Source organism: Agromyces sp. NPDC055520 (assembly GCF_053619715.1).
Window position 1 is genome coordinate 37844 of sequence record NZ_JBSHJY010000017.1, and the last position, 23435, is coordinate 61278.

At 70.8% G+C, this 23435-nt stretch carries 22 protein-coding genes; 9 read left to right on the plus strand and 13 right to left on the minus strand.

Going from position 1 to position 23435, the window contains the following annotated elements; translation table 11 throughout:
- Window positions 1–33 precede the first annotated feature (33 nt).
- The gene (locus tag ACWGST_RS09250; RefSeq protein WP_452046363.1) at window positions 34–1536 is read left to right on the plus strand and encodes an alanine/glycine:cation symporter family protein; all 1503 of its coding nucleotides are present in this window, start codon (window positions 34–36) and stop codon (window positions 1534–1536) included.
- A 26-nt stretch (window positions 1537–1562) separates the two neighbouring features.
- On the opposite strand, the gene ACWGST_RS09255 is transcribed toward ACWGST_RS09250, so the two are convergent.
- Window positions 1563–3326: a proline--tRNA ligase gene (locus tag ACWGST_RS09255; RefSeq protein WP_452046364.1), complete on the minus strand. Its 1764-nt coding sequence runs from the start codon at window positions 3324–3326 to the stop codon at window positions 1563–1565.
- Between the two features lie 50 nt (window positions 3327–3376).
- Between ACWGST_RS09255 and ACWGST_RS09260 the strand changes: the two genes are divergently transcribed.
- Together ACWGST_RS09260 and ACWGST_RS09265 are read left to right on the plus strand one after the other, a co-directional pair.
- Complete coding sequence (locus tag ACWGST_RS09260) at window positions 3377–4414, plus strand: phosphotransferase (protein WP_452046365.1); 1038 nt, start codon at window positions 3377–3379, stop codon at window positions 4412–4414.
- A 57-nt stretch (window positions 4415–4471) separates the two neighbouring features.
- Window positions 4472–5911, plus strand: a complete 1440-nt coding sequence (locus ACWGST_RS09265; RefSeq protein ID WP_452046366.1) for an RNB domain-containing ribonuclease — start codon at window positions 4472–4474, stop codon at window positions 5909–5911.
- A 78-nt stretch (window positions 5912–5989) separates the two neighbouring features.
- On the opposite strand, the gene ACWGST_RS09270 is transcribed toward ACWGST_RS09265, so the two are convergent.
- The 5 genes from ACWGST_RS09270 to ACWGST_RS09290 all read right to left on the minus strand — a co-directional run bounded on the left by ACWGST_RS09270 (window position 5990) and on the right by ACWGST_RS09290 (window position 9731).
- Window positions 5990–6208, minus strand: coding sequence for a hypothetical protein (locus ACWGST_RS09270; RefSeq protein ID WP_452046367.1), 219 nt, complete (start codon window positions 6206–6208; stop codon window positions 5990–5992).
- Between the two features lie 74 nt (window positions 6209–6282).
- Window positions 6283–7413 carry a flavodoxin-dependent (E)-4-hydroxy-3-methylbut-2-enyl-diphosphate synthase gene (gene ispG, locus ACWGST_RS09275; protein ID WP_452046368.1) on the minus strand — a complete coding sequence of 377 codons (1131 nt, stop codon included), beginning with the start codon at window positions 7411–7413 and terminating at the stop codon, window positions 6283–6285.
- A 74-nt stretch (window positions 7414–7487) separates the two neighbouring features.
- Complete coding sequence (locus ACWGST_RS09280) at window positions 7488–7979, minus strand: hypothetical protein (protein ID WP_452046369.1); 492 nt, start codon at window positions 7977–7979, stop codon at window positions 7488–7490.
- Window positions 7980–8308: 329 nt separating this feature from the next.
- Window positions 8309–8941, minus strand: a complete 633-nt coding sequence (locus ACWGST_RS09285; RefSeq protein ID WP_452046370.1) for a CoA transferase subunit B — start codon at window positions 8939–8941, stop codon at window positions 8309–8311.
- A gap of 1 nt (window position 8942) precedes the next feature.
- The gene (locus tag ACWGST_RS09290; RefSeq protein WP_452046371.1) at window positions 8943–9731 is read right to left on the minus strand and encodes a CoA transferase subunit A; all 789 of its coding nucleotides are present in this window, start codon (window positions 9729–9731) and stop codon (window positions 8943–8945) included.
- A gap of 105 nt (window positions 9732–9836) precedes the next feature.
- Between ACWGST_RS09290 and ACWGST_RS09295 the strand changes: the two genes are divergently transcribed.
- Window positions 9837–11021 carry an acetyl-CoA C-acetyltransferase gene (locus ACWGST_RS09295; protein ID WP_452046372.1) on the plus strand — a complete coding sequence of 395 codons (1185 nt, stop codon included), beginning with the start codon at window positions 9837–9839 and terminating at the stop codon, window positions 11019–11021.
- Window positions 11022–11079: 58 nt separating this feature from the next.
- Complete coding sequence (locus ACWGST_RS09300; RefSeq protein WP_452046373.1) at window positions 11080–12336, plus strand: low temperature requirement protein A; 1257 nt, start codon at window positions 11080–11082, stop codon at window positions 12334–12336.
- A gap of 151 nt (window positions 12337–12487) precedes the next feature.
- On the opposite strand, the gene ACWGST_RS09305 is transcribed toward ACWGST_RS09300, so the two are convergent.
- From ACWGST_RS09305 to ACWGST_RS09330, 6 genes are all read right to left on the minus strand, one after another.
- Window positions 12488–12823 (minus strand): SHOCT domain-containing protein, encoded by a 336-nt coding sequence (locus tag ACWGST_RS09305; protein ID WP_452046374.1) that lies wholly within the window; start codon window positions 12821–12823, stop codon window positions 12488–12490.
- A 129-nt stretch (window positions 12824–12952) separates the two neighbouring features.
- Window positions 12953–13615, minus strand: a complete 663-nt coding sequence (locus ACWGST_RS09310; protein WP_452046375.1) for a response regulator — start codon at window positions 13613–13615, stop codon at window positions 12953–12955.
- Window positions 13612–14880, minus strand: a complete 1269-nt coding sequence (locus ACWGST_RS09315; protein WP_452046376.1) for a sensor histidine kinase — start codon at window positions 14878–14880, stop codon at window positions 13612–13614. Before ACWGST_RS09315 ends, ACWGST_RS09310 begins: the two co-directional genes overlap by 4 nt.
- Before the next feature lie 115 nt (window positions 14881–14995).
- Window positions 14996–16321 carry a M50 family metallopeptidase gene (locus ACWGST_RS09320; RefSeq protein ID WP_452046377.1) on the minus strand — a complete coding sequence of 442 codons (1326 nt, stop codon included), beginning with the start codon at window positions 16319–16321 and terminating at the stop codon, window positions 14996–14998.
- A gap of 387 nt (window positions 16322–16708) precedes the next feature.
- Window positions 16709–17800: a 1-deoxy-D-xylulose-5-phosphate reductoisomerase gene (gene dxr, locus ACWGST_RS09325; RefSeq protein WP_452046378.1), complete on the minus strand. Its 1092-nt coding sequence runs from the start codon at window positions 17798–17800 to the stop codon at window positions 16709–16711.
- A 41-nt stretch (window positions 17801–17841) separates the two neighbouring features.
- Complete coding sequence (locus ACWGST_RS09330) at window positions 17842–18480, minus strand: 4'-phosphopantetheinyl transferase family protein (protein ID WP_452046379.1); 639 nt, start codon at window positions 18478–18480, stop codon at window positions 17842–17844.
- A gap of 86 nt (window positions 18481–18566) precedes the next feature.
- Here ACWGST_RS09330 and ACWGST_RS09335 point away from each other — a divergent pair, with 86 nt between their 5' ends.
- On the plus strand, window positions 18567–19325 hold the full coding sequence (locus ACWGST_RS09335; RefSeq protein ID WP_452046380.1) for a lysophospholipid acyltransferase family protein: 759 nt from the start codon (window positions 18567–18569) through the stop codon (window positions 19323–19325).
- Window positions 19326–19371: 46 nt separating this feature from the next.
- Entirely contained in the window at window positions 19372–20337 is a 966-nt protein-coding gene (locus ACWGST_RS09340) for a hypothetical protein (RefSeq protein WP_452046381.1), read from the plus strand.
- A 37-nt stretch (window positions 20338–20374) separates the two neighbouring features.
- Here ACWGST_RS09340 and ACWGST_RS09345 read toward each other — a convergent pair whose 3' ends face one another.
- Window positions 20375–20854, minus strand: coding sequence for an OsmC family protein (locus tag ACWGST_RS09345; RefSeq protein WP_452046382.1), 480 nt, complete (start codon window positions 20852–20854; stop codon window positions 20375–20377).
- Between the two features lie 100 nt (window positions 20855–20954).
- Here ACWGST_RS09345 and gabT point away from each other — a divergent pair, with 100 nt between their 5' ends.
- Together gabT and ACWGST_RS09355 are read left to right on the plus strand one after the other, a co-directional pair.
- Window positions 20955–22364 carry a 4-aminobutyrate--2-oxoglutarate transaminase gene (gene gabT / locus ACWGST_RS09350; protein WP_452046383.1) on the plus strand — a complete coding sequence of 470 codons (1410 nt, stop codon included), beginning with the start codon at window positions 20955–20957 and terminating at the stop codon, window positions 22362–22364.
- 47 nt (window positions 22365–22411) lie between these two features.
- Window positions 22412–23359 (plus strand): asparaginase, encoded by a 948-nt coding sequence (locus ACWGST_RS09355; RefSeq protein ID WP_452046384.1) that lies wholly within the window; start codon window positions 22412–22414, stop codon window positions 23357–23359.
- The last annotated feature ends 76 nt before the right edge of the window (window positions 23360–23435 follow it).

Consider the following 23435-nt stretch of genomic DNA (forward strand, 5'->3'; position numbering starts at 1 on the left):
CGCGAACCGGGAATGCTCGCGATACTGAGGCGCATGGATGCCGTGAACGAATGGGTGCTCGCAGCAGGCGAAGTGTTCTGGACCTGGATCGTACTGCCCGTGGTCGTGATCCTCGGCGTGTACTTCACGGCGCGATCGGGGGTCGTGCAGTTCCGGCTCATCCCCGAGATGTTCCGCACGCTGACCGACAAGACCCCGCGCGACGCCTCGGGCGAACCGCAGTCGGTGTCGGCCTTCCAGGCGTTCACGATCTCCGCGGCATCCCGGGTCGGCGTCGGCAACATCGCCGGCGTCGGCACGGCGATCGCGATCGGCGGCCCGGGCGCGATCTTCTGGATGTGGCTCATGGCCTTCGTCGGCGGAGCCTCGAGCTTCGTCGAGTCGACGCTCGGCCAATTGTTCAAGGTGCGCGATCAGGACGGCTTCCGCGGCGGCCCGGCGTACTACATGGAGCGCGGCCTCCGCGCGCGTTGGATGGGCGTGCTCTTCGCGATCGTGCTCATCGTCTGCTTCCCGTTCGCGTTCTCGTCGCTCCAGGCCAACACGATCAGCGCGACGGTCGCCACGACCATCAGCCCCGAGGGCGCGCCCGACTGGGTCGCGTGGGTCGTGGGTCTCGTGCTCGCCGCCCTCACCGCTCTCGTCGTGTTCGGCGGCGTGCGACGCATCGCCTCGGTGACGCAGGCGGTCGTGCCCCTCATGGCCCTGCTCTACCTGCTCCTCGGTCTCGTCATCGTCGCCATGAACATCTCGAAGCTCCCCGAGGTCTTCACCTCGATCTTCACCGAGGCGTTCGGCTTCAACGAGGTCGTCGGCGCCACGCTCGGCATGATCGTGCTGACGGGCGTGAAACGCGGCATGTTCTCGAACGAGGCGGGCCTCGGCTCGGCCCCGAACGCCGGCGCGAGCGCGGCCGTGACGCACCCGGTGAAGCAGGGGCTCGTGCAGACGCTCGGCGTCTACTTCGACACCTTCCTCATCTGCTCGATCACGGCGTTCATCATCCTGGTCTCCAGCCCCGACCTCGAGAACGCCGCCCGGGGCATCGGGCTGACCCAGAACGCGATCGTGTCGAACCTCGGCGCCTGGTCGAGCATCGTGCTGAGCGTGATCATCTTCCTGCTCGCCTTCAGCTCGATCCTCGGCAACTACTACTACGGCGAGTCGAACATCGAGTTCATCACCGCGCGGCGTTCGGCGCTGACCGGTTACCGGGTGCTCGTCGTCGTCGCGATCTTCGTCGGATCGGTGGCATCCTCCGACCTCATCTGGAACACCGCCGACGGCATCATGGGGATCATGGCGCTCATCAACCTCGTGGCGATCGCACTGCTGTCGGGCATCGCGTTCCGCCTGCTGCGCGACTACACGCAGCAACGGCGGGCGGGGCGCAATCCCGTCTTCACACGCGACCTGATGCCCGACGTCGGCGGCATCGAATGCTGGGAGGACGAGCTCACCGTCACCGGTCCGCTCGACCTCGCGACCCTGCGACACGAGGCCGAGAAGCACCGCGACCACCTGCACGGGGGCTGAGCGCCTCCAGCCCGGCCCGGCACCGCTCAGGCGAGTGCCGCGACGACCTCGCCGATCGGCACTTGCGTGCGCTCGCCGCTCGCGCGATCCCAGACCTCGACGATGCCGTCGGCCACGCCGCGGCCGACGATCACGATCTTCGGCACGCCGATGAGCTCGGCGTCGCCGAACTTCACGCCGGGCGACACCTTCGGGCGGTCGTCGAAGAGCACGTCGAGACCGGATGCCTCGAGCTCGGCCACGATCGTCTCCGACGCGTCGAACACGGCCGGGTCCTTGCCGGTGGCGACGACGTGCACGTCGAACGGGGCGACGGACGCCGGCCAGACGAGGCCCTTGTCGTCGTTGTTGTCTTCGGCGATGATCGCGAGGATGCGGGTCACGCCGATGCCGTACGAGCCCATCGTGACGGTGACGAGCTTGCCGTTCTCGTCGAGCACCTTGAGGCCGAGCGCCTCGGCGTACTTGCGGCCGAGCTGGAAGACGTGGCCGATCTCCATGCCGCGGGCGAGTTCGACGGGGCCCGAGCCGTCGGGCGCGGGGTCGCCGGGCAGCACATTCGACGCCTCGACGGTGCCGTCGGCGACGAAGTCGCGGCCGGCGACGAGGCCGAAGACGTGCTTCTGGTCGACGTTCGCGCCGGTGATCCACTCGGTGCCGTCGACGACCCGCGGGTCGACGAGGAAGCGGATGCCGGTGGCGGACTCCTCGCCGAGCACGGCGCCGCCCTCGGACCACGGGCCGATGTAGCCCTTCACGAGGCCCGGGTGCGCCGCGAAGTCGGCCTCGGTCGCAGGCTCGACCTCGCCCGGGGCGAACGCCACCTCGACGCGCTTCATCTCGACGTCGCGGTCGCCGGGCAGGCCGATGACGACGAGTTCGCGGGTGCCGTCGGGCGCCACGACCGCGAGCACGACGTTCTTCAGTGTGTCGGCCGACGTCCATGCTCGCCCGTCGGGCCGCGGGTACTCGGCGTTCGCGAGATCGACGAGCGTCGCGATGGTGGGCGTGTTCGGCGAGTCGAGCACGACGGGGGCTGGCAGCCCGTCGAACGGGATCGCCTCGGGCACGATCGTCTCGAACGCCTCGACGTTGGCCGCGTATCCGCCGGCCGAACGCACGAAGGTGTCTTCGCCGACGGGCGTCGGGTGCAGGAACTCCTCGCTCTTCGAGCCGCCCATCGCCCCGGCGTCCGCCTTGACGATGACGTACTCGAGGCCGAGCTTGGTGAAGATGCGCTCATAGGCGTCGCGCTGCGCCTGGTAGCTCGCGTCGAGCCCCTCGTCGGAGATGTCGAACGAGTACGCGTCCTTCATCGTGAACTCGCGGCCGCGAAGGAGGCCCGCACGAGGCCGGGCTTCGTCGCGGTACTTGTCTTGAATCTGGTAGATCGACAGCGGCAGGTCTTTGTACGAGTTGTAGAGGTCTTTCACGAGCAGCGTGAAGACCTCTTCGTGCGTCGGCGCGAGCAGGTAGTCGGCGCCCCTGCGGTCCTGCAGGCGGAAGAGGTTGTCGCCGTACTCCGTCCAGCGGTTGGTCACCTCGTAGGGCTCCCGCGGCAGCAGCGCCGGGAAGTGCACCTCGTGCGCGCCCGCATTCGTCATCTCATCGCGGATGATCGCCTCGATCTTCGCCTTCACGCGCAGGCCCAGCGGCAGCCAGGCGAACACGCCTGGCGCCTGGCGCCGGATGTAGCCGGCGCGCACGAGCAGGCGATGGCTCGCGACCTCGGCGTCGGCGGGGTCTTCGCGGAGCGTACGGAGGAAGTAGTTCGTCAGGCGAGTGGGCACCCGACGATTCTAACGAGCGCGATGGATGCCTCCTGCCGTACCCTGCTCGCATGGGTCACGATGCTCGGTTCCCAGCGGAACTTCCCTTCTCGGCACGGGTGTCGTCCGACGCCTGGCGTCGTGAGGCCGACGCCTGGATCGGCGAGACCGTGGCGGTGCTCGGCGGTCGGGTGCTCGCCGTCACGCAGCCGAGGGTGCGTCCGTGGTCGACCCAGCTGGTGGCGGAGACCGAGCTGCCCGACGGGCCGGGTCAGTTCTGGTTCAAGGCGAACTGCCGTGCGCAGTCGTTCGAGCCGGCCCTGCAGTCGTCGATCGCGACGTTGCTGCCCGGCTCGGTCATGGCACCCGTCGCGATCGACCCCGAACGCGGCTGGATGATCACGGCCGACCACGGCGTCACGCTCGGCGACGCTCGCGGCGAGGCCGGCGCCTCTGCCGACGACTGGCTCGTGGCCGTCGAGGAGTGGACCGGCGTGCAGCGTGCGGTCGCCGCCCGCGCCGCCGAGTTCATCGCGCTCGGGGTGCCCGACTGTTCGCCGGCCACGGTGCCCCAGCGCTTCGAGCTCATGCTCGAACGCGTGCTCGGCCTGCCGGCCGGGCACCCGTCGGCGCCCGACGCGGACACGGCAGCGGCCCTGCGCGCCGCCCGCCCCGGTGTGGCCGACGCCGTCGCCACGCTCGTCGCGAGCGGCCTGCCCGCGACGCTGCAGCACGGCGACCTGCACCCCTGGAACGTCTTCGCGGCGGCGCCCGGCGAGGGCGGCCGACTGCGCGCCTTCGACTTCGGCGACGCCCAGTGGGCACACCCCGCCGAGGCGGTGCTCATCCCGATCGCCATCATGGAGCACGCCGGTCTCGATCCGGCACCGGTCGTCGACGCCTTCCACCGGGCGTGGGCCGGCGACACCGACGCCGACGCCGACTGGGCCGCGGTTCTCGCGGCCGCCGAGATCAGCCAGGCGGTCAACCGCTCGCTCACCTGGTGGGACTGCCTCGCCGAGGCGAACGACGACGAGACGGCCGAGTGGGGCGAGGCGATGCTGCGGCACCTCTCGCGCGTGCTCGACCCGTCGGACCGGCCGGCATGACCCGGTGGCCGGCAGGCCGAGACATCCGGCCCCTCGACGGCTCGTAGGCTGGGGCGCATGCCGACCCGTCGAACGCATGTCACCGAGTCCGTCGCGCAGAGCGAGCTCGCCGTCGCCCTCGCACAGCTGCGCGCCGAGTTGGAGCTGCCCGAGACCTTCGCACCCGAGGTGCTCGCCGAAGCCGAGGAGTCGAGCATCGCCGATCACGGCACCGACCTGCGCGATCTCGCGTTCGTGACGATCGACCCGCCGGGGTCGCGCGATCTCGATCAGGCGCTGCACATCGAACGGCGCGTCGGCGGGTACCTGGTGCACTATGCGATCGCGGATGTCCCGGGATGGGTGCTGCCCGACGGCGCGGTCGATCTCGAGGCTCGGCGCAGGGGCCAGACCCTCTACGCCGCCGACGGGCGCGTGCCGCTGCACCCGCCGGTGCTGAGCGAAGACCGCGCGTCGCTCTTGCCCGGCGTCGATCGCAGCGCATTCGTGTGGGCGTTCGAGCTCGACGAGCACGCCGTCGTCACAACGACCGGCCTCACCCGGGCGACCGTGCGCTCACGCGAACAGCTCACGTACGACGAGGCGCAGGCGCGCATCGACGCCGGCGACGCCTCCTTGACGCTGCTGCGCGAAGTGGGGCTGCTGCGCATCGAACTCGAGCGCGCCCGCGGCGGCGCGAGCCTCAACTCCCCCGATGAGGAGATCGTGCGCACCGAGGGCGGCGGCTACTCGCTCGAACGCCGGCATCCGCTGCCGGTCGAGGAGTGGAACGCCCAGTTGTCGCTCATGACGGGCATGGCCGCCGCGCAGCTCATGCTCACGGCCCGAGTCGGAGTGCTCCGCACGATGCCGAAGCCGAGCGACGAGGCCGTCGCGACCTTTCGCGAGCAGGCCAGCGCACTCGGCCGCCCGTGGCCCGAGGCGATCTCCTACGGCGAGTACCTGCGCGGCCTCGACCGCGACGACCCCGTCTGCCTCGCGGTGATGCAGGCGGCCTCGGGGCTCTTCCGCGGCGCAGGCTACCTCGCCCTCGACGGCACCACGCCGACCGAGACGCCGATCCAGTCGGCGCTCGCGGCGCCCTATGCGCATGTCACCGCTCCCCTGCGCCGGCTCGTCGACCGCTGGGGGCTCGTCGTGTGCGAGGCCGTCAGCGCCGGGCGCGAGGTGCCCGAGTGGGCACGCGCCTCGCTCGGCGAGCTGCCGTCGCTCATGGGCGCGTCGACGCAGCGCGCGAACCGGCTCGACGCGGCGTCCATCGCCCGCGTCGAGGCGGCACTGCTGAGCACGCGGGTCGGCGAACGGTTCACGGCGACCGTGCTCGAGGTGCGCGGCGACCGGGCGGTGCTCCAGCTCGCCGAGCCCGCGGTCACCGCGACGTGCCAGGCGCCCGCCGACGCCCGCGCGGGAACGCGGCTCGAGGTCGAGCTGCTGGCGGCCGACATCGCCACCGGCACGGTCGAATTCCGGGCCGCCGCCGCAGCAGCAACCGGCTGACGGCTGACGGCCGCCAGGTCGGGGTCGGCGTTCGTTCGGGTCGGCGCTCGTTCGGGTCGGCGTTCGTTCGCCGAGCGGTCAGACGCCCTCGACGTCTTCCTCGTCGTCGAGGGCGAACGTCTCGAGGTCGCCCTCGGCCTCGGTCGCGGCATCGGCGTCACCGTATTCGATGTCGTCGTCGAGGTCGTCGTCGATGTCGTCGTCGACGTCGTCGTCGACGCCCTCGTGCAGTGTGCCCATGCCGTCGGGATAGCCCGCCGTGTCGGGGTACTCGAACTCGCTGTCGTCACCGCTCATCGCGGCCTCCTCTCGCGATCGGATGCCCCGGGGCATCCGCTGCCGCCCACGATACGCTCGGGCGGCGCTCGCGACTACGGGGTCAGCACCTCGGGCGTGCCGACCGGCGCGTCGACGCCCATCTCGTCGGCGATGCGATTGGCCTCGGCGATGAGGGTCGCGACGATCTCCGACTCGGGCACGGTCTTGATGACCTCGCCCTTCACGAAGATCTGGCCCTTGCCGTTGCCCGACGCCACCCCGAGGTCGGCCTCGCGGGCCTCGCCCGGACCGTTGACGACGCAGCCCATGACGGCGACGCGGAGCGGCACGGTCATGCCCTCGAGCCCGTCAGTGACGTCATTCGCGAGCTTGTACACGTCGACTTGTGCGCGCCCGCACGACGGGCACGAGACGATCTCGAGCTTGCGCTCGCGCAGGTTCAGCGACTGCAGGATCTGGAGCCCCACCTTGATCTCTTCGACGGGAGGAGCGGAGAGCGAGACGCGGATGGTGTCGCCGATGCCCTCGCCGAGGAGGATGCCGAACGCGGTGGCCGACTTGATGGTGCCCTGGAAGGCGGGGCCGGCCTCGGTGACGCCGAGGTGCAGCGGCCAGTCGCCGCGCTCGGCGAGCAGTCGGTAGGCCTTGACCATGACGATCGGGTCGTTGTGCTTGACCGAGATCTTGAAGTCGTGGAAGTCGTGCTCCTCGAAGAGGCTCGCCTCCCAGACCGCCGACTCGACGAGCGCCTCGGGCGTCGCCTTGCCGTACTTCTCGAGCAGGCGCGGGTCGAGCGAGCCGGCGTTGACGCCGATGCGCAACGACACACCGGCCGCCTTCGCCGCCGCCGCGATCTCGCCGACCTTGTCGTCGAACTTGCGGATGTTGCCGGGGTTGACGCGCACGGCCGCGCAGCCCGCATCGATGGCCTGGAACACGTAGTTCGGTTGGAAGTGGATGTCGGCGATGACCGGGATCTGGCTCTTCTTGGCGATGATCGGCAGCGCTTCGGCATCGTCGCGACTCGGCACGGCGACGCGGACGATGTCGCAGCCCGACGCCGTGAGCTCGGCGATCTGCTGCAGCGTCGCGTTGATGTTCGTCGTGGGCGTCGTCGTCATCGACTGCACGCTCACCTGGGCGCTGCCGCCGACGAGCACCTTGCCCACCTTGATCTGGCGGGACTTGCGTCGCGGGGCCAGTACCTCAGGGACTTTGGGCATTCCGAGATTCACAGCAGGCACGAGTCGAGTCTACTTCGGCATGGAGGGTCGCAGCCCAGCATGGGGTGGATGCCTCAGGCGCAGCCGTCGGCTTCCATCTCTGGTGCGCCGATCCACTTGACGGACTGCCCGTCGTCGGACGGGGTGACGACGACGTTCACCCGATCGGGACGGTCGGTCGGCATGTCGATGGCCTCGGCCTCGATCGAGGTACCGATGCAGGTCCAAATGTCGTCGTCGAACGATTCATCGGCCTCAGCGTCGCTCCACGGGTCGCCGGCCTGGCGGCCGTTCGCGGCCGACAAGACGATCGGACCGACTCCGGGTCCGTCGAAGTAGACGGCGAACCTCGGCCAGACCACCCAGTCGAGGTTCTCCGACTCGCGGCGTTCCTCGTCATAGAGGCGCTCATCCAGCACGAACGGATCCCAGTGGTGATAAACGCCGTCCGGCCGATGGTTGCCGCCGTCATAGGGCTCCTCGACCGGAGGAGCGCCGAACACCTCCGTGAGGACCGCGACGGCCTCCTCGGGGCTCGACATGTACGGCAGGGTCGTGACGGCCACCCCACCGGAGCGCAGCTCGAGCGCTTGCGGCCGGGCGACGAGACCGTCGACGGTCGTGACGGGATCCACCGTCGGCGTCGGGGACGGTGTCTCGACCACGGCCGACGGGCTCGGAGGTTCGGACGTGGCGACCGCACCCGTCGCCCCGGGTGTGCAACCGGCCAGCAGAATCGCCGCCAGCGCCGCCCCGATGAGGACCCGAGCTCCCCGCACCAACCTCATCGTTCCTCCGACCGTTCCCTGAACACTGGACGTCAGTCTGTCGTCTCGCGAGGTGCCGCGGGAGCACCGGGACGGAACGATTCGGTAACGCCCCGCCGGTGATCTGATCAGTCCGTGATGAGCGGCGGCTCGGTCGCGGCGACGACCTCGTCGATGCTCACGCCGGGGGCGCACTCGACGAGGCGCAGCCCCTCGGGCGTCACGTCGATGACGGCGAGATCGGTGATGATGCGGTGCACGACGCCGCGACCGGTGAGCGGCAGCGAGCATTCGTTCACGATCTTCGCGCTGCCGTCTTTCGCGACGTGCTCCATGAGCACGATCACCTTGCGGGCGCCGTGCACGAGGTCCATGGCGCCGCCGGGGCCCTTGACCATCTTGCCGGGGATCATCCAGTTGGCGAGATCGCCCGTCGCGGAGACCTGCATGGCGCCGAGGATGGCGGCGTCGATCTTGCCGCCGCGGATCATGCCGAAGCTCGCCGCCGAGTCGAAGTACGCGGCGCCGGGCAGCACCGTCACCGTCTCCTTGCCGGCGTTGATGAGGTCGGGGTCGACCGCGTCATCGCTCGGGTAGGGGCCGACGCCGAGGATGCCGTTCTCGGACTGCAGGAGGATCGTGACCCCGTCGGGCACGTAGTTCGGCACGAGCGTGGGCAGGCCGATGCCGAGGTTCACGTAGGAGCCGTCGGCGAGTTCGCGGGCGGCTCTCGCGGCCATCTCGAGGCGGGTCAGTGCCATCTCAGTTCCCCTCTCGCACGGTGCGACGTTCGATGCGCTTCTCGATGTCGTGGCCGACGACCACGATGCGGTCGACGTAGATGCCCGGCAGGTGCACGGCATCGGGGTCGATCTCGCCGGCCTCGACGACCTCCTCCACCTGCGCGATGCAGACGCGCCCGGCCATCGCAGCGAGCGGCGAGAAGTTTCGCGCCGACTTGTCGAAGACGAGATTGCCGTAACGGTCGCCCTTCAGCGCGTGCACGAGCGAGAAATCGGTCGTGATCGCCTCTTCGAGCACGAACTCGCGGGCCACCCCTGCGACGTCGAACGTCTGCACGGGCTTCACCGGGCTCGCGACGGCGATCGTGCCGTCGGGGTGGTATCGCCGGGGCAGCCCGCCCTCGGCGACCTGCGTGCCCACGCCGGTCTGGGTGAAGAACGCGGCGATGCCGCTGCCGCCGGCCCGCAGCTTCTCGGCGAGCGTGCCCTGCGGGGTGAGCTCGAGCTCGAGCTCGCCCGAGAGGTACTGCCGCTCGAACTCCTTGTTCTCGCCGACGTACGACGAGGTCATCTTGGCGATGCGCTGCTTCGCGAGCAGCACGCCGAGGCCCCAGTCGTCGACGCCGCAGTTGTTCGAGACGACCGAGAGCCCGTCGACCCCCGCGTCGAGCAGGGCGTCGATCAACACCATCGGGATGCCGCAGAGCCCGAATCCGCCCACGGCGAGACTGGCTCCTGACGGGATGTCGGAGACCGCCTCGTGAGCGGACTCGACCACCTTGTCGAGTGTCATGTGCGCGACCTCCATGTCGACATGCTGCGAACCGGTGGATTCTCCGGTGAATACTCACTAACTGAATCGTAGAATGGTTCCATCGCGCAAGAGCCGCGCATTGACGAAGGAGTCCTGAACATGTCCCTACCCGACGTCGTCATCATCGCCGGGGCGCGCACGCCGTTCGCCCGCATCAACGGCAACCTCGCGGGCCAGACGGCGGTCGAGCTCGGCACCGTCGCGATCCGCGGCGCGCTCGAGAAGGCCGGGGTCTCCCCCGACGACATCGACGCGGTCATCATGGGTCAGGTGCTCCAGGCGGGCGCCGGCCAGAATCCCGCGAAGCAGTCGGCCGTCGCCGCCGGCATCCCGTGGCGGGTTCCCGCCACCACCGTCAACAAGGTCTGCCTGTCGGGCCTCGTCGCGATCACGGATGCCGCGAGGCTCATCCGTCTCGGCGAGGCATCCGTCGTCGTGGCCGGCGGTCAGGAGTCCATGACGAACGCACCGCACCTCCTGCCCGGTTCGCGCCGGGGACAGGCCTACGGCTCGTGGGAGATGCTCGACCACGCCGCCCACGACGGGTTGACCGACGCCTTCGACCGCGAGTCGATGGGCGCCTCGACCGAGCGCTTCAACGGCAGGTACGAAATCACGCGCACCGCGCAAGACGAGATCGCCGCGGCATCCCACGTGCGCGCCGGCGCCGCACAGGCCGACGGCCTCTTCGCCGACGAGATCGTGCCGGTCGAGATCCCGCAGCGCAAGGGTGACCCCGTGGTCGTCGCCGAAGACCAGGGCGTGCGGCCCGACTCGACGGTCGAGGTGCTCGCGAAGCTGCGGCCGGCGTTCAGCGCCGAGGGCACGATCACGGCGGGCAACTCCTCGCCGCTGTCCGATGGCGCCGCCGCCGTCGTCGTCGCGAGCCGCGAGTGGGCCGAAGCCCGCGGGCTGCCGTGGCTCGCGATCGTCGGTGCGGCCGGGCAGGTCGCCGGCCCCGACAACTCGCTGCACGCCCAGCCCGCCAACGCGATCGCCGCCGCACTCGAGAAGTCGGGCGGCACCGCGGCAGAGCTCGACCTCATCGAGATCAACGAGGCCTTCGCCGCGGTCTCGCTCGAGTCGGCGCGCGAACTCGGTGTCGGCGCCGACGTCGTCAATGTGCATGGCGGTGCGATCGCGCTCGGCCACCCCATCGGCGCCTCCGGCGCCAGACTCGCACTGCACGCCGCCCTCGAGCTCTCGCGTCGAGGCGAGGGCCACGCGGCCGTCGCGCTCTGCGGCGGCGGCGGCCAGGGCGAGGCGCTGCTGCTCTCGCGCTGACGCGCCTCGCGGCCCGTCGCGCCCGGCGACGCGCGACCCCGCGTGCAACGATGTCGGAATGACGGAGGCATCCACCCACCCGCCGCTCGACCACCGCCTTCGGCGCATGTCGGGTCGCGACCCCGACGAGCCGCACCGCACCTCGACGCCGCTCGAGCTGCTCTTCGACCTCACCTTCGTCGTGGCGTTCAGCCAGGCGGGCACGCAGGCCGCGCACCTGCTCGAGATCGGGCACTTCGGGCCGGCGATCATCGGCTTCTCGATCGCGATCTTCGCGATCTGCCTCGCCTGGATCAACTACTCGTGGCTCTCGTCGGCCTACGACAACGACGACATCTACTTCCGTGTCGCGACCATGGTGCAGATGCTCGGCGTGCTCGTGCTCGCGCTCGGCATTCCCTCGGTATTCCACTCCATCGACGAGGGCGAACACCTCGACAGCAACGTGATGATCGCCGGGTACGTGATCATGCGCATCGCGGCCGTCGCACTGTGGCTGCGGGTCGCGCGCCACGACCCGGCGCGCCGACGCACCGCGATCGCCTTCGCGACGGTCATCGGCGTCATCCAGGTCGGCTGGGTGACGACGATCTTCATCAACCCGCCGCTGAACGTCATGCTCGGCCTCTTCGCGCTGCTCGGCGCCCTCGAACTGCTCGGCCCGTACCTGATCGAGCGCCGCGTCGGCGAGACGCCATGGCACGCGCACCACATCGCCGAGCGCTACGGCCTGCTCGTCATCATCACGCTCGGCGAGGTGGTGCTCGGCACCATCCTCGCGATCTCGGCCGTCGTCGAGCAGCAGGGGTGGAGCCTCGAGGCCGCGCTCGTCGCCTTCGGCGGCACGGCGCTCGCGTTCGGCATGTGGTGGGTCTACTTCACGATGCCGTCGGCGAAGGTGCTGCACCGGTTCCGCGAACGCGGATTCGTGTGGGGCTACGGACACTTCGTGATCTTCGGTTCGATCGCAGCGACCGGGGCGGGGCTGCACGTCGCGGCCTTCGTGATCGAGGGCACCGCCGAGATCGGCGATGTCGCGGCGCTGCTGACGGTCGTCGTTCCCGTCGCCCTGTTCCTCATCGCGCTCTTCACGATCTACGCGCTGCTGCTGCACGACTTCGACCGCTTCCACATCCTGCTGTTCGTGCTCAGCCTGGCGGCACTCGTCGGAGCGGTGCTCGCCGTCGTCGCGGGCGCGAGCATGGGGGTCGGCATCGTACTCGCGGCGTGCGCGCCGCTCGTCGTGATCGTCGGGTTCGAGACGGTCGGCCATCGCCACCAGGCCGCGGCGCTCGCGCGGGCACTCGACCGGTAGCGGGGGCCGGCACCGCGGCGACGGTACGACGGTGCGGTCGGCGCGGCCACCGGCACCAGGGCGCGGTCGAGGCGACCCACGGCACGACGGCGACAGCACGAGCGGGGCGGATGCCGCGGCATCCGCCCCGCTGTTCGCCCGTCGACCGCGGCTACGACGCGTTCGGCCGGTTCGCGCGCAGCACTTCGAGGCGCGCGCGGTACTCGGTTTCGTCGATGTCGCCCTTCGCGAAGCGCTCGGCGAGCGTGGACTCGGCGCTTGCGCCGGACCCGCGCATCCACGGCGGGCCGTACGAGCCGTCGGGCATGCCGGGGCCGCCGTAGCCGCCGTTCGCCCAGAACCGGCGACGGCTGCGCGTGACGAGGAAGATGATCAGGCCGATGACGAGGAACCAGAAGATCGGGATGAGGAAGAAGACCCATCCGAACCCGGCCGCCCAGGGGCCGGCGTGAGTGACCACCGCGGTGGTGGCGAGGGTGGCGAGCATGGCGTTTCCCTTGATCGTGCGGCCTGCGGTTCAGGCCGTCGATTCGAGTCTCGCGAGCCGGTCGCATTCGCGAATCCGCTCCGGGGAGTCACTTCGACTGCTCCCCCGGGAGCAGTACGGTCGCCGCGGCTACTGCCAGCCCGGCGCGACGAGCCCCGACTCGTAGGCGACGACGACGAGGTGCACCCGGTCGCGCGCCGCGAGTTTCGCCATGATGCGCGAGACGTGCGTCTTCGCCGTGAGCGGGCTCAGCACGAGCTCGGCGGCGATCTCGTCGTTCGTGAGGCCGAGGCCCACGAGGCGCAGCACCTCGCGCTCGCGATCGGTGAGCGCCGCGAGCCGCGTCGCGTCGGGTGCGTCGCGCAGCCCCGCCGACATGCGTTCGAGCAGCCGCTTCGTGACGCCCGGCGAGAGCAGCGCCTCGCCGCTCGCGACGACCCGCACGGCGCGGATGAGGTCGACGGGCTCGGTGTCCTTCACGAGGAACCCGCTCGCGCCGGCCCGCACCGCCCGCGCGACGTACTCGTCGAGTTCGAAGGTCGTGACGATCACGACGTGCACGCCCGCGAGCGCCGGGTCGGCGGCGATCTGCTCGGTCGCCCAGAGCCCGTCGCCGTCGGGCATGCGGATGTCCATGAGCACGACGTCGACGGGCTCCCGCCGCACGAGCGCCAGGAGTTCGGCGCCCGTCGACGCCTCCCCCACGACCTCGACGTCGTCTTCGGCGGCGAGCAGCGCACGGAACCCCGCCCGCACGAGCACCTGGTCGTCGGCGAGCGCGACGCGGATCATGCCGCGCCTCCCCACGGCAGGCGCGCGGTGACGCGCGTGCCGCCGAGCGGCGATCCGGTGATCTCGACCGATCCTCCGAGGAGCACCGCGCGCTCGCGCATGCCGAGGATGCCGCTGCCGCTGCCGCTGCCGCCGGCATCGGCGCCGGCATCGCCGCCGGCATCGACATGGTCGTCGGTCTCCACGGCAGTGCCTGCTCCGGCGCCCGCGCGCGCACCGCCACCCGCGCGCGTACCGACCCCGTCGTCGTCGATCGTCAGCACGAACTCGTCGCCCGACCGTTCGACCGTCACGACGGCCTCGCTCGCGTGGGCATGCCGCACGACGTTCGTGAGCGCCTCCTGTGCGATGCGGTAGCCCGCGAACTGCACGGCCCGGCGCGGCGACTCGGTCAGTCGGTCGACGAGCCGCGCGTCGAGCTCGGGCGAGCGGATGCCGCGGACGAGCCTCGGCAGTTCGGCGAGCTCGGCCTGCGGCACGAGCGGTGCGTCGCCCTCGCGGATGACGCCGAGGACGCTGCGCACCTCGTCGAGCGCGGTCTTGGAGGTCTCTTTGATGGCTCCGAGGGCCGTGCGGGCCTGCTCGGGGTCGCGGTCCATGAGGTGCAGGCCGACGCTCGCCTGCACGTTGATCTGCGAGAGGGCGTGCCCGATGACGTCGTGTAGTTCGCGGGCGATGCGCACGCGTTCGCGCTCCTCGGCGCTCTGCCGCCGCCGCATCGCCTCTTCTCGGAAGGCCGAGGCCCGTGCCCGGCGCACTCGCACGAACCAGCCGATGCCGAAGCACGCGGCGAGCGCGAGCGTCGTGAACGCGATGCGGAACGGATGCCACGTCGTGCCGACGAACGAGGCCAGCACGATCGCCGCCACCCACGCCACCACGACCGAGGAGACGGCCCAGATCACGGCGCCGCGTGCCACGGCGAGCGCGATCGCGAAGCCCACGGCGATGTAGGGCGGACCGGCATCGGGCGCGAGCGCGAGGTCGGCGAGCGCGGCCGCGCACACCACCGCGACGGTCGGCCCCGGCCAGCGCCTGGCGCCGAGCAGCGCGAGCCCACCGGCCGCGGCGAGCGCGACCTGCAGGGCGCCGGACGGCCATCCGGCTTCGGTCCAGATCGCGATGCCGAGCGCTGCGGGCACCTGAACGAGCAGGCTGATGACGACGGGCGCGAGCAGCACGAACCCCGGCGGCGGCCGGAATCGTTCGGGTCGGCCGTCACCAGGCTGTTGCCATGGCGGCCCGCTCCAGTTCTGCGACGGCATGCCCAGATCGTATCGCCGCGGCGGCGCACCCGAATCGGCCCGGCGGCGACTCACCCGCTACTCCCTGCGGAGTACGAGCCGGTGCCTCCCGTGGCGGGCCTGCTCAGCCGCACGCTCAGAAGAACTGCACCGGCTTGACGATGTCGGCATAGATGAGCAGCGCGCTCATCGCACCGAAGACCACGACGACCGCGAGCGTCACCGGCATGAGCTTCGCGAGGTCGACCGGCCCCGGGTCGGGCCGGCGGAAGAGCTTCGCGAACCCGCGACGGATCCCCTCCCACAGCGCGCCCGCGATGTGCCCGCCGTCGAGCGGCAGCAGTGGAATCAGGTTGAAGACGAAGAGCGCGATGTTCAGCGACCCGAGGATGCCGATCATGGTCGCGGCCTTCGACGCGATCGGGATCTCGTCGATCGTCGCGATCTCGCCGGCGAGGCGCCCGACGCCGACGACCGACATGGGGCCGTTCGGGTCGCGCTCTTCGGGCCCGAAGGCGGCGTTCGCGACATCGACGATGCGTTGGGGCAGGTTCAGGATGATTCCGGCGACGCCGGCCACCTGATCGCCGACGGCCGGCAGCACGGCCGTCACCGGTTGCCGGACGACCTCGGTCGCCGGCCCGATGCCGACGAACCCGGCCGGTTCGGTGAGCGGCGTGCCCGAGGCATCCTTCACGACCTCGCCCTGCTCGTCGATGACGTACCGCTCGCTCAGCATCGGCGTGACCTCGAGCTCGACGATCTCGCCGCCGCGCTCGACGACGAAGGCGACGGGCTCCCCCGGGTGCGCGCGGATGATCGCGGTCGACTCGTTCCACGAGTCGATCGGCTCGCCCGCGACCGAGACGATGCGGTCGCCCGGTTCGATGCCCGCTGCGGCACCGGGGGCCGCGGGATCGCCGGGTTCGCACGACTGCCCCTGGCTCGTCGCAGGAAGTGCGCACGCCGAGACCGAACCGATCGTCGTCGAGTACTGCGCGACGCCGAAGCCCATGAGCAGGATGCCGAAGAGCACGACCGCGAGCAGCAGATTCATGAACGGGCCGCCGAACATGACGATGATGCGCTTCCACACCGGCAGCAGGTAGAACGCGCGGTGCTCGTCGCCCGCGGTGATCGACTCGGCGCTCGAGTCGCGGGCGTCTTGCACGAGCCCGCGGAAGAAGCCCGTGCTGTCGGCGTGCACGCGCTCGCCCTTCGCGGGCGGGAACATGCCGATCATCGAGATGTAACCGCCGAGCGGGATGGCCTTGACGCCGTACTCGGTCTCGCCCTTCTTGCGCGACCAGATGGTCGGCCCGAAGCCGATCATGTACTGCGTGACCTTGACGCCGAACAGCTTCGCGGGCACGAGGTGCCCGATCTCGTGCAGGCCGATCGACACGGCGAGGCCGATCACGATGATGACGACGCCGACGATGAAGGCGAGCACGGAATCCACGGACGCAAGCGTAGTGCCGTCGCCTTCGAGTGTGCTGGCGTTCGGCTGTGAGAGACCGGGTCGGCCGAAATGCCGACTTGACCCTCATGCTCGCCGACTGGGAAGCTCGCGAAACGCCCACTCATCGACTGTGAGGACTCAGGCATCACTCCACGCAGCCGACAACACTCCGAAGCGCAGGAGGAGCACAGCGCGCACGAGCAGCGCTCGCAACTCCCGAGCGACCTCGACTCGGAATTCGGATGGTTCCGTCGTGCGCGTCGCGGTGATCGGATCGCCGGCGGAATCTTGCTCCTGATCGCGGTCGGTGCTGCGCTGGGGCTCTTCTTGACGCTGGGCTGAAATCGGCGCTGGGCTGAAATCGGCGCTGGGCTCAGAGCTGCCCGATCACCGGGCCGCCCGGGCGATCTGCTGCTGCGCTGCTCGCCGGGTGACCCGCTCGACCTCCGCGAGCGATTCGACCGAGAGGGAATCCGCGGATGCCTCGTGCGCCTCGACCACGCCCCGCACCGTGTCGACGATGTCGAGGAACCCGATGCGCCCCGCGTGGAACGCCGTGACCGCCTCTTCATTGGCCGCGTTGAAGACGGCGGGGTACTCGCCGCCGGCGCGGCCCACCTGCTTCGCGAGCGCGACGGCGGGGAACGCCTCGCCGTCGAGCGGCTCGAAGGTCCACTCCTGCGCGCGGGTCCAGTCGAGCGGCGTGCCGACGGCGGCCACGCGGTTCGGCCAGTCGAGCCCGAGCGAGATCGGCAGGCGCATGTCGGGCGGCGAAGCCTGCGCGATCGTCGAGCCGTCGACGAACTCGACCATCGAATGCACGATCGACTGCGGGTGCACGACGACGTCGATGCGGTCGTAGCCGACGTCGAAGAGCAGGTGCGCCTCGATGACCTCGAGTCCCTTGTTGACGAGCGTCGCCGAGTTCGTCGTCACGACGAGGCCCATGTCCCACGTGGGGTGCGCGAGCGCCTCGGCGGGAGTGACCGCGGTGAGCTCGTCGCGCCGGCGGCCCCGGAACGGGCCGCCCGAGGCGGTCAGCACGAGCCGGCGCACCTCGTCGTCGGTGCCCGAGCGCAGCGCCTGCGCGATCGCCGAGTGCTCGGAGTCGACGGGCACGATCTGGCCCGGCTTCGCGAGGCGGGTCACGAGATCGCCGCCGACGATGAGCGACTCCTTGTTCGCAAGGGCGAGCGTCGTGCCTCGCTCGAGCGTCGCGAGGGTCGGCCCCAGGCCGACGGAGCCGGTGATGCCGTTCAGCACGACGTCGGCGTCGACGTCGCGCACGAGTTGCTCGGCCTCCGCGATGCCGACGGCCGTGTGCTCGACCGCGAACTCGGCGGCCTGCGCGTCGAGCAGGGCCCGGTTGGACCCGACCGCGAGTCCGACGACGTCGAAGCGGCGTGGGTTCGCCCTGATGACGTCGAGGGCCTGGGTGCCGATCGAACCGGATGAGCCGAGGATGATGACGGAGCGCACATGCCCACTGTATGGGCAGCGTCGCCCGTGCGGGTGGCGTTTCAGGCGAGCACGGCCACCGACGCGGCTCGACTGCCGGGCACCTCGATGTCGTGGAATCGGATGCCGCGCCATCCCGAACCGAACTCGGGCAGGCTCACCTCGATGCGCCCCACCCCGCCGTCGTCGCTCGGCATCGTGAGGGCGAGTCGCGACGGTTCGATGAAGTCGGTGTGGCCGACCGCTCGCAGCAGCGCCGACTTGCGCGCCCACAGCGTCGCCCGGGCGATCGACCGCGCCGCCGGGTCGAAGCGATCGAGCGCGGCGCGCTCGCTCGCATGGAACGCCGCCTCGTCGATCACGGCCCCGGTCTCGAGCGCGGCCGACTCGATGCCGACGCCGAGCGGATGCCGCGTGGCCGCCGCCCCCACGACGACGTCGCCTTCGACCGCGACATCGGCGTACCAGGGCGCGCCCGACGGCGTCAAGGGGTAGGCGATCGAGGGCCGGCCGTGACGCGCGCCGCACTCGACGCAGTCGTGCACGAGCTCGACGTCGTCGGCGGGCACGCCCGTCGCGTGGGCGAGCAGCCCGCGCAGCACGGTGTCGGCGGCGGGGCCGCGGCGACCGCGCATCATCACGACGACGCGCACCCCCGAGGACTCGAGCTCGATGAGCTCACCCTCGGCCGCGACATCCATGCCCCCATCTTCTCGCACCCGCGCCACCGCGGCCGACGCACGTCGATATGCCGCGGCGCGCATGTCTTCGCGCGTAGGGTCGAACGGTGACAGAGATCGAAGGCGCCGCCGTGCCAGCACCAGTCCGGCAGGGCCCGCTCTACCGCATCGTCAGGGGGTTCCTCCGCCCGCTCGTGCGACTCGTCTACCGGCCGACGATCACGGGCGCCGAGCATGTGCCCATGCGGGGGCCCGTCATCCTCGCCTCGAACCACCTCTCGTTCGTCGACAGCATCGTGATCCCGCTCGCCTCGCCGCGACCCGTGCAGTTCCTCGCGAAGTCGAGCTACTTCACCGGCACCGGGTTCTCGGGCTGGGTCTCGCGCACCTTCTTCGGCGCGATCGGCGCCGTCGCGGTCGAACGCGGCGCCGGTTCGCAGGCGCAGGAGGCCCTCGACGCCGGCCGCCGCATCCTCGACGCCGGCAACGCCTTCGCCCTCTATCCCGAGGGCACGCGCTCGCTCGACGGCCGCCTCTACCGCGGTCGCACCGGTGTGGCCTGGCTCGCGCTGACGACGGGCGCGACCGTCGTGCCGGTCGGCCTCATCGGCACCGAGCGGATCCAGCCCGTCGGGGCGAAGCTGCCGCGCGTGCGACCCGTCACCGTGCGTTTCGGCGAGCCGCTCGACCTCAGCCGCCACGGCCAGGCGAACTCGGGCCGCGCCCGCCGGGCCGCGACCGACGAGATCATGGCGGCGATCCACGCGCTCAGCGAGCAGGAGCTCGCGGGCGTCTACAACGAGACACCGCCGCAGGGCGCCCTCGCCAAACTCGCCGACCGGGTCGTGCCGCGCGAGCGGATGTGAGGCGATTCCCAGCCGCTTCCGGCCCCGCCCGGGTATCGTCGGTGCGGTGCGCCCCGCTTCGATGAGCCCTGCTTCGATGGTCGGCCGCGTCGCCGCGACGGCGGCGCTGGTGCTGACGCTCGCGGCGTGCGGCGGCCCGAGCGGCACCGAGAACGCCGCGACCGGGCGGGCGGCGGCGAGCGTCGACGCGGCCGCCATCGTCGACCTGCCGATTCCGTCCGCGACCGAGTTCGACCCCGGCAGCATCGTGAGCGACGACTCGTTCTACGACAGCGGTGCGATGAGCGAAGACGAGATCCAGTCGTTCCTCGAGGGCGTCGACTGTCGGCCGCGCGACGGCGTGCCCTGCCTCGCCGACTACCTGCAGAGCACCACGACCCAGCCTCCCGCGGGGCCGGGGCACTGCGCCGAATACCGCGGCGGCATCCGCGAACGGGCGAGCCGCATCATCTCGAAGGCGGCGGCGGCGTGCGGCGTGAGCCCGAAGACGCTGCTCGTGCTGCTGCAGAAGGAGCAGTCGCTGCTCACCCGGCCGAGCGAGTCGGGCTACCTCCGCGCGACGGGCTACGGCTGCCCCGACACGGCCGATTGCGACGCGAAGTACTTCGGCTTCTTCAATCAGGTCTACAACGCGGCATGGCAGTTCCGGCAGTACACCGAGCAGCCCGACCGGGCCTACAAGGTCGGCACGGTCGACGTGCAGTTCCATCCCGATGCCGCGTGCGGCGCATCATCCATCGCCATCGCCAACCAGGCCACGGCGAACCTGTACAACTACACGCCCTACCAGCCGAACCCGGCCGCGGTCGCCGACCCCGAGGTCGGCGACGACTGCTCGGCGTTCGGCAACCTGAACTTCTGGCGACTGTGGAACCGCTGGTTCGGCGACCCCGAGGCCGAGCGATACCCCGGGTTCCTGCCGCCGTGCAGCCGGCTCGTCGGCGGTCATGCGTGCCCGATCCCCGAGGCGACGCTGCCCGCGGTGCCACCGGTGCGACTCGGCGCCGGCTGACGGTCAGCGCACGCCTACGGTCAGCGCACGCCGACGGTCAGCGCACGCCGACGGTCACGACGGGCTCGTGGCGCACCGGGAACGCCACGGACGCGGCGATGAAGCACTTCTCGGACGCCTCGGCGTGCAGCGTGCGGGCGAGCTCGAGCATCGAGGCATCCGCCACCTCGACCTGCGGCCGCAGCACGGCCTCGACGAATGCGCCGCCGCCGCGGCCGTCTTCGCGCATGAGCCCGGCCGCCCGGTCGGTGTAGCCGCGCACGACCACGCCGTGGTTCGTCGCGACGTGCAGGTACGAGAGCATGTGGCACTCGCTGAGCGCCGCGAGCAGCAGCTCTTCGGGGTTCCAACGATCGCGGTCGCCGTGGAACGCGCGATCGCTCGACCCGGCGATCTCATGCAGCTTGCCCGCTGCGCGCACCGCGTGACCGCGTCCGTAGTCGCGGTAGCCCGACGTTCCCGTGCCGCGATCGCCCTGCCACTCGACCTCGATCTCGTACCGGTGCTCACCGAGCATGCTGCCTCCTTCGATCGTGCGCGCGACCCCGCGCCATCCGATTCTGCACCGATTCCGACCCCTCCTCGACCCGCCGCCGCGACGATAAGGTGGAGGCACCATGACTGACAACCGCATCGACGCCCAGACAGCAGCAGCACCGGCAGCAGAGACAGCAACGGCGACAGCCGCCCCGGTCTACACCGTGCCGCAGGAGCGCAAGATCGTGACCGCGATCCCCGGCCCGAAGTCGCAAGAGCTGCAGGCCCGACGATCGAAGGTCGTCTCGGCCGGCGTCTCGTCGGCGCTGCCCGTCTACATCGAGCGCGCGAACGGCGCGATCCTCGTCGACGTCGACGGCAACCGGTTCGTCGACTTCGGCGCCGGCATCGGCGTGACGACGATCGGCCACACCGAACAGCGCGTCGTCGCGGCCGCCGCCGACCAGCTGCAAGACGTCATCCACACCCTCTTCACGATCACGCCGTACGAGGAGTACGTGCGCGTCGCCGAGCTGCTCGCCGAGCACACGCCCGGCAACTGGCAGAAGAAGAGCGTGCTCGTCAACTCCGGCGCCGAAGCCGTCGAGAACGGCGTGAAGATCGCCCGCAAGCACACGGGCCGCCGCGCGGTCGCCGTGCTCGACCACGCCTACCACGGCCGCACGAACCTCACCATGGCGATGAACTACAAGGCCATGCCCTACGCGACCGGCTTCGGCCCGCTCGCCGGCGACGTCTACCACGCGCCGAACTCCTACCCCTATCGGGACGGCCTGTCAGGGCTCGACGCCGCCGCCCGCACGATCGCCTACCTCGAGAAGGTGGTCGGGGCGAGCGACCTCGCCTGCCTCGTCGTCGAACCCATCCAGGGCGAGGGCGGGTTCATGGTTCCCGCCGACGGGTTCCTGCCGACGCTGCAGACGTGGTGCACCGAGAACGGCGTCGTCATGATCGCCGACGAGATCCAGTCGGGCATGGCGCGCACCGGCCGCTACTACGCGAGCGAGCACTTCGGCTGGGAGCCAGACCTCGTGCTCTCGGCGAAGGGCATCGCGGGCGGCCTGCCGCTCGCCGCGGTCACCGGCCGGGCCGAGATCATGGATGCCGCCCAGCCGGGCGGGCTCGGCGGCACCTTCGGGGGCAACCCCGTCGCATGCGCTGCGGCGATCGCCGTGTTCGAGTCGATCGAAGAGAACGACCTGCTCGCCGAGGCGCGCCGCATCGAGGCGACCCTGCGGGCCGGTCTCGAGAAGCTCGCGAGGCGTTACGACGTGATCGGCGACATCCGCGGCATGGGCGCGATGATCGCGATCGAGCTCGTGCAGCCCGGCACCGCGGCCACGGCGAAGGCGCCGAACGCCGAGGCCGTCAATCGCATCGTCGCGTTCTCCGCCCAGCACGGCGTGCTCTTCCTGAGCGCCGGCACGTACGGCAACGTGCTGCGGTTCCTGCCGAGCCTGGCGGTGAGCGATGCGCTCATCGAAGACGGTCTCCGCGTGCTCGACGACGCCCTCGCCTCACTCGGATAGTGCAGGTGGCCGGCACATTCTCAGTCACTGACTCCGTCGAACTCGCCGTGGTCGAGCGTAGTGGTTTCATCGAGTCCCGGCACGCGGGTTCCGCCGTCGTGCTCTCCCCCGAGGGCGAGGTGCTGCGCGCCCTCGGCGACGTCGTCACCCCGATCTTCCCCCGGTCCTGCCTGAAGCCGTTCCAGGCCGTCGCCGTCATGACCTCGGGGGTCACCCTCCGCGGCGAAGACGCGGCGATCGCGACCGCGAGCCACTCGGGCACCGCGGCGCACGTCGCCCTCGTGCGGCGCCTGCTCGAACGCGAGTCGATTCCCGAATCGGCGCTCGGCTGCCCTGCGGCCTCGCCGTCCGACCAGGTGGCGCGCGAGCAGCTCATCCGCTCGGGCGGGCCTCGTGAGCGCGTCTACATGAACTGCTCGGGCAAGCACTCGGCGATGCTGCTCGCCTGCGTCGCCAACGAGTGGCCGCTCGAGGGCTACCTCGAGGTCGACCACCCGCTGCAGAAGCGCGTGCTCGACGTCGTCGAACGGTTCACCGGCGAACGCCCGGCTGCCACCGCGATCGACGGCTGCGGCGCCCCAGTGCACGCGATCAGTCTCGGCGGCCTCGGCCGCGGCATCCAGAAGATCACGACCGCGGCCGCCGGCTCGCCGTTCGCGCTGTACCGCGAGGCGGCGGCTCTCACCGAGGCCGTGCGCGATCACGCGTGGGCCGTCGGCGGCCCGGGCCAGCCCGACACGGTCGCGATCGAGCGACTCGGCGTCTTCGCGAAGATCGGCGCAGAGGGCGTCATGGTCATGACCGCGCCCGACGGCACGACGGTCGCACTCAAGGTGCTCGACGGCTCACCGCGCGCCTCGACGATCATCGCGCTTCGGCTGCTCGCGCAGTCGCGCGCGATCGAGCACGAGGCGATCGACGCCGTGCAGACCGAACTCGACCTCTGGGTCATGGGCGGCGAGCAGCGCGTCGGTGCGGTCCGCGCCACCGTCTGAGCCGCAGTCCCTCCGCACCTCTCGGCCACGTGTCCGCCCCGGGGTGCGCCGCGTTCAGGGGATTTCAGCGACACGC